The sequence below is a fragment of the Pseudomonas sp. Pse1 genome, assembly GCF_024519635.1.
In the GTDB taxonomy this organism is placed as follows: Bacteria; Pseudomonadota; Gammaproteobacteria; order Pseudomonadales; family Pseudomonadaceae; genus Aquipseudomonas.
The window spans coordinates 1-3,934 of record NZ_JALJRO010000043.1; the positions used below are offsets into that span (position 1 = coordinate 1).

4 protein-coding genes and 3 tRNA genes are annotated in these 3,934 nt (G+C 53.8%); all 7 read left to right on the plus strand.

The window, feature by feature from the left end:
- Positions 1 to 142: 142 nt before the first annotated feature.
- The gene (gene birA / locus NR126_RS28165; RefSeq protein WP_027617675.1) at positions 143 to 1,102 is read left to right on the plus strand and encodes a bifunctional biotin--[acetyl-CoA-carboxylase] ligase/biotin operon repressor BirA; all 960 of its coding nucleotides are present in this window, start codon (positions 143 to 145) and stop codon (positions 1,100 to 1,102) included.
- Positions 1,092 to 1,841, plus strand: a complete 750-nt coding sequence (locus NR126_RS28170) for a pantothenate kinase (RefSeq protein ID WP_027617676.1) — start codon at positions 1,092 to 1,094, stop codon at positions 1,839 to 1,841. Before birA ends, NR126_RS28170 begins: the two co-directional genes overlap by 11 nt.
- A 7-nt stretch (positions 1,842 to 1,848) precedes the next feature.
- On the plus strand, positions 1,849 to 2,295 hold the full coding sequence (locus NR126_RS28175) for a hypothetical protein (RefSeq protein WP_256832461.1): 447 nt from the start codon (positions 1,849 to 1,851) through the stop codon (positions 2,293 to 2,295).
- 142 nt (positions 2,296 to 2,437) lie between these two features.
- A tRNA-Tyr gene (locus NR126_RS28180) sits at positions 2,438 to 2,522 on the plus strand.
- A 25-nt stretch (positions 2,523 to 2,547) separates the two neighbouring features.
- A tRNA-Gly gene (locus tag NR126_RS28185) sits at positions 2,548 to 2,621 on the plus strand.
- A 26-nt stretch (positions 2,622 to 2,647) separates the two neighbouring features.
- Positions 2,648 to 2,723 (plus strand) — tRNA-Thr (locus NR126_RS28190).
- An 85-nt stretch (positions 2,724 to 2,808) separates the two neighbouring features.
- Positions 2,809 to 3,934 (plus strand): elongation factor Tu (tuf, locus tag NR126_RS28195; RefSeq protein WP_256832462.1); only part of this gene is annotated, 1,126 nt, incomplete at its 3' end.

Genomic DNA, 3,934 nt, shown 5'->3' on the forward strand with positions numbered 1-3,934 from the left:
GTCAAGATTAAATTCCGAAACCCCTATCTGCGAATGCAGGTAGGGGTTTTGTTTTTGCGTGCGGGAAAGTTGTGGTTCACGATTTCTATGCAACGGCGCAGGGCATGGCTATCATGCGGCCTCATTGTGAGGCGATAGTTGCATGCTGACGTTGTTAAAACTTTTGAAAGACGGTCGATTTCACTCGGGTGAGGCGCTTGGCGCTGCTCTGGGGATCAGTCGCAGTGCTGTCTGGAAGCAGCTCCAGCACCTCGAGGCGGAACTGGGTCTCACTATTCATAAGGTACGAGGTCGTGGCTACCAGCTTCAGGCTCCTCTGACGCTGCTCGATTCTGCTCAGATCGACGAGTATTCGTCCTTTGATCATTGGCCGGTCCAGGTCTTTGACGCTCTTGACTCAACCAACGCTGAAGCCCTGCGGGCCGTTGAGCGTGGTGCGTCGGCTCCCTTCTTAATGCTCGCCGAGCGTCAAACTGCAGGCCGCGGTCGCCGAGGCCGCAAATGGGTCAGCCCATTTGCAGAGAATATCTATTACAGCCTGGTCTTGCGTGTTGATGGTGGTATGCGTCAATTGGAAGGGCTGAGCCTGGTTGTCGGCCTTGCTGTGATGCAGACGCTGAGGGAGCTCGGGATCGTGACTGCCGGCTTGAAGTGGCCGAATGATGTATTGGTCGGTGAGAAAAAGATCGCGGGAATATTGCTTGAATTAGTCGGAGACCCCGCTGACGTGTGCCACGTGGTCTTGGGTGTGGGCATCAACGTCAACATGCGAGAAGCAAACGAAGTGGATCAACAGTGGACCTCAATGCTTCTCGAAGCGGGAAGGGCGTTTGATCGCAATCGATTGATCGCGCATTTGAGTGGCGTGCTTAGAGAGTACCTGGTGCGTCACCAGTCGGAAGGCTTTTCAGCGCTTCAGGCGCAATGGGAGCGCGGCCATCTTTGGCAAGGGCGCTCGGTGTCGCTGATAGCTGGAGTCAATCGTATTGATGGTGTTGTGGTGGGTATCGATGCTCAGGGTGCGTTGCGATTGAAAGTCGATGGCGTGGAAAAAGTATTCAGTGGTGGCGAGCTAAGTCTGAGGCTGCGTGATGATTCTTGAGCTCGATTGTGGGAACAGCTTTATTAAATGGCGAGTCCTGCAAGGGGATGCCTTGCAGCTGTTTGCCGAAGGGGTGGTGGACTCTGATCTGGCGTTGCTGCAGAGCTTGCGCGCCTGTGCGGGATTGAATCTGCAGTACTGCCGGTTGGTCAGTGTCAGGACGGGGGATGAGACAGCGGCGCTGGTTGATGCATTGCGGGGTGCGTTTGGTGTCTTGGCAATGTGTGCTGCACCTGCGCGGGAAATGTCCGGAGTGCAGAATGGCTATGAAGATTATCAGCGCCTTGGGCTCGATAGGTGGCTGGCAATGCTCGGTGCTCATCGCCTGGCTGCCGGGGCTTGCCTGGTACTCGATTTCGGCACCGCGGTGACGGCGGACTTTATTGCTGAAGACGGTAAGCATCTGGGAGGCTTTATTTGTCCTGGTATGCCTTTGATGCGTCATCAACTTCGTACCCATACCCGGCGCATTCGCTATGACGATCTTGCGGCTTCGAGAGCGCTCGAGAGTCTGGCACCCGGCCGCAACACGGTAGAGGCGGTGGAGCGTGGCTGCTCATTGATGCTCAGGGGCTTCGTCCTGACTCAGTTGGAGCTCGCGAGGGAGTACTGGGGGCAAAGCTTCTCGGTATTTCTCACGGGTGGTGATGCGGATCTGGTATCAGGGGTTGTGCCTGAAGCGCGGGTGGTTCCGGATCTGGTGTTCGTCGGTCTGGCCATGGCCTGTCCATTGTCCTGAGGTGTTTATGCGCTGGTTGTTTCTGCTGTTGTTGGTTCTCAACGTCTTTTATTACGTCTGGCATCAGCAGGAGGCACCTTTGCGCGCCAAGGACGTCACTCCATTGAGTTTGTACAAGGGCTCGCAGCAGGACATCCGCCTGCTGAGTGAAGCACCGGATGCTGAAGTCGCTCGCAGCGGAGGCAAATCTTTAGCGGCGGAGGAATCCTGTCTTTATCTGGGAGGTTTTGCTCGCCAGGAAACGGCGAGAGCGGTCGAGGTGCGATTGGCGGCACTGGGTATCAAGGTGCAGCAACTTTCGACGTCACTGGCCGATTCGGCGGGTTTCTGGATGCAGGTTTCCCCAGAAAGCAGGCGTTTGGCCAATGATTCCGTGCTGATGAACCTTGCTAGCGAATTCAATGAGTTAAAACATAAAATAATGCGGTGCGGGGGGGTTGCAAGTGTTCAATAGGTTGCATAGAATGGCGCCCGCTCCACAGCGAACACCGGAAACGGAAACGATGTGAAGTGAGGTCAACGCAGCTAAGCTCAGGATTTTAATGAGAAAAGTGCTTGACAGAAGGCTAGCATGATGTAAAATGCTGGCTCGCTTAGGAGGGGTTCCCGAGCGGCCAAAGGGATCAGACTGTAAATCTGACGTCTACGACTTCGAAGGTTCGAATCCTTCCCCCTCCACCATTTTTAGCGTGAGCTGCAAGCTTACGCGGGTATAGTTTAGTGGTAGAACCTCAGCCTTCCAAGCTGATGATGCGGGTTCGATTCCCGCTACCCGCTCCAAGTTTGCAGGTTGTGCAAAGTGTTACGCTCTTGTAGCTCAGTTGGTAGAGCACACCCTTGGTAAGGGTGAGGTCAGCGGTTCAAATCCGCTCAAGAGCTCCATATAACAAGGCAGATATGAAAATATCTGCCTTTGTTTTAATGGCTGATGTCACTTGTTTAATTCTTCTCAGTAGGGGTGAATTCGATGGCTAAGGAAAAGTTCGAACGTAACAAGCCGCACGTCAACGTCGGTACTATTGGTCACGTGGACCATGGTAAGACTACCTTGACTGCTGCTCTGACTCGTGTCTGCTCCGAGGTTTTCGGTTCCGCCAAGGTTGACTTCGATAAGATCGATAGTGCGCCAGAAGAAAAGGCTCGTGGTATTACCATTAATACTGCTCACGTTGAGTATGATTCGGCCGAGCGTCACTATGCGCACGTTGACTGCCCAGGTCACGCCGACTACGTAAAGAACATGATTACCGGTGCTGCGCAGATGGATGGCGCGATTCTGGTTTGCTCGGCCGCTGATGGTCCGATGCCGCAAACCCGTGAGCACATCCTGTTGTCTCGTCAGGTCGGCGTTCCTTATATCGTTGTCTTCCTGAATAAGGCTGACATGGTTGATGATGCTGAGTTGCTTGAGCTGGTTGAAATGGAAGTGCGTGATTTGCTCAGCACTTACGATTTCCCGGGTGACGACACTCCGATCATTATCGGCTCGGCGCTGATGGCGTTGAATGGTCAAGACGACAACGAGATGGGCACAACTGCCGTCAAGAAGTTGGTCGAGACGCTGGACACTTATATTCCGCAGCCTGAGCGAGCTATTGATAAGCCGTTCCTGATGCCGATTGAAGACGTATTCTCGATTTCTGGTCGTGGTACGGTTGTAACTGGTCGTGTTGAGCGCGGTATTGTTCGCATCCAGGAGGAAGTTGAGATTGTTGGTCTGCGTGACACGGTCAAGACTACTTGTACGGGTGTTGAAATGTTCCGCAAGCTGCTCGATGAGGGTCGTGCTGGTGAGAACTGCGGTGTTTTGCTGCGTGGTACCAAGCGTGATGACGTTGAGCGTGGTCAGGTCCTGGTCAAGCCGGGTACCGTGAAGCCTCACACGAAATTTGTTGCAGAGGTTTACGTTCTGAGCAAAGAGGAGGGTGGTCGTCATACGCCGTTCTTCAAAGGCTACCGTCCACAGTTCTACTTCCGGACCACTGACGTGACCGGTAACTGCGAGCTGCCGGAAGGTGTTGAGATGGTGATGCCGGGTGATAACATTCAGATGACTGTTACCCTGATCAAAACCATCGCAATGGAAGATGGTC